Source organism: Veillonella sp. 3_1_44, from assembly GCF_000163715.1.
Lineage (GTDB): Bacteria > Bacillota > Negativicutes > Veillonellales > Veillonellaceae > Veillonella > Veillonella parvula_A.
The window spans coordinates 1-1,082 of sequence record NZ_GG770204.1; the positions used below are offsets into that span (position 1 = coordinate 1).

General features: G+C 37.1%; 1 pseudogene. It reads left to right on the forward strand.

What is annotated here, in order from left to right:
* Positions 1 to 1,082 (forward strand): annotated as a pseudogene (locus HMPREF0873_RS10025) (hypothetical protein); the annotation flags it as partial.

Below are 1,082 nucleotides of genomic sequence, written 5' to 3' on the forward strand. Positions count from 1 at the left end.
TGTAACCGTTAAACTTGATGATGCAACTAAAGGTAAGGTCGACAATGCAGCTGATCGAGATTTGAGTAATTTGACCCCTGACGGTAAGCAACAAGTTAAGGACTTAGCAGCTTGGAATGTAGTCGCTAATAATGAGATGGCTGAAAAGGTTGAAGGTGGTAACACTGTTAAGTTTATCGATGGTGATAACATTTCTATTACTCAAAATGGTAAGGACTTCACCATTTCTACTAAGAAAGATGTAACCTTTGATACGGTAACAGCTATTCAAACGATTACAGCGCCAAAGGTTAAAGCGACAACTGGGGTCGAAACACCTCAAGTAACAGGCTTGACTAACACTACATGGGTTCCAGGTCAAACACAACCTGTATCTGGTCGTGCAGCCACAGAAGATCAATTGAAACAAGTTGATAATCAAGTGGTAGAAAACAAAGCCAATATTGCTGATAATACAGATAAGATTGGCAAAAATGCTGATGCCATTGCGGATAACAAGCAAAAAATAGCTGATAATAAAACTGCAATTGATAAAAATGCAGTAGATATTGCTACTAACAAAGACAATATTGCTGCGAATAAAGCAGATATTGCTACTAATAAGGATAATATTGCAGATAACAAGCAAAAGATAGCTGACAATAAATCTGCAATTGATAAAAATACTGGCGACATTGCTACTAATAAAGATAATATTGCTAAAAACAAAGACAATATTGATAAAAATACTACTGCTATTGCCCGTAAGATTTCTTTAGGTGGTAACTCTGGTTCTACTAATGAAAAATCCTTGAGCACAGGTGATGTGAAGTTTAACGTAAAAGGTGAAAATGGTCTTACTACGGTTGCTAATGGTGACGATGTAACCGTTAAACTTGATGATGCAACTAAAGGTAAGGTCGACAATGCAGCTGATCGAGATTTGAGTAATTTGACCCCTGACGGTAAGCAACAAGTTAAGGACTTAGCAGCTTGGAATGTAGTCGCTAATAATGAGATGGCTGAAAAGGTTGAAGGTGGTAACACCGTTAAGTTTATCGATGGTGATAACATTTCTATTACTCAAAATGGTAAGGACTTCA